The following is a 642-nucleotide window of genomic DNA, read 5'->3' as shown; positions in this document are numbered from 1 at the left end:
GATCATTGCTGCGCCCCCTCGGCAAAGCCCTTCAAGGCGGCCTTCAGATTGCTTTCGGCATCGATCAGAAAATTCGCCGAGACCACCACGGCCTCGCCCTCCGCAAGACCCTGACGGACCTCCGCGAAGCCGCCGCCTCGGTGGCCGAGCTTGACCTCGCGCGGCTCCAGCCGGCCCTGCCCCTTGTCGACGAAAACGGCCTGCCGGGCGCCGGTGTCCATCACGGCGCTCTCAGGCACGGCGAGGACTGCCTCGCCGCTCCCGGTGTCGATGTCAGCGTCGACGTACATGTCGTGCAGCAGGATCAGGTCCGGATTCTGGAGTTCGATCCGGACGCGAGCGGTCCGGGTCTCCTTGTTGATCTCCGGGTAGATCACCTCGACCTTTCCCGTGAACTCCCGCCCCGGAAAGCTTCGCGCCTTCACCGTGACCGGCTGGCCCTTGGCGATCATGCCGAGGTCGCGTTCGGCGACGTCGATCAGGGCCCACACTATCGAGTGGTCAGCGATCCGGAACAGGACGCCGCCAGGCTCCACGCGCATGCCCTCGATGGCGTTGCGCTCCAGCACGATGCCGTCGCGCGGCGAAGTCCATCCGATCGACGTCGGCACGGTCCGGCTCTTCTCGATGGCCGAGATCGCA

General features: G+C 66.5%; 1 protein-coding gene. It reads right to left on the bottom strand.

The window, feature by feature from the left end:
- Window positions 1–2 precede the first annotated feature (2 nt).
- A partial coding sequence (locus tag IVB50_RS42830; protein WP_247299523.1) for an efflux RND transporter periplasmic adaptor subunit occupies window positions 3–642 on the bottom strand: 640 nt, incomplete at its 5' end.

Origin of the sequence: Bradyrhizobium sp. 87 (assembly GCF_023073015.1) — a bacterium.
Classification (GTDB): Bacteria; Pseudomonadota; Alphaproteobacteria; order Rhizobiales; family Xanthobacteraceae; genus Bradyrhizobium; species Bradyrhizobium canariense_D.
Note: the sequence above shows the minus strand (reverse complement) of the source record. Positions and strands in the feature narration are given on the sequence as shown.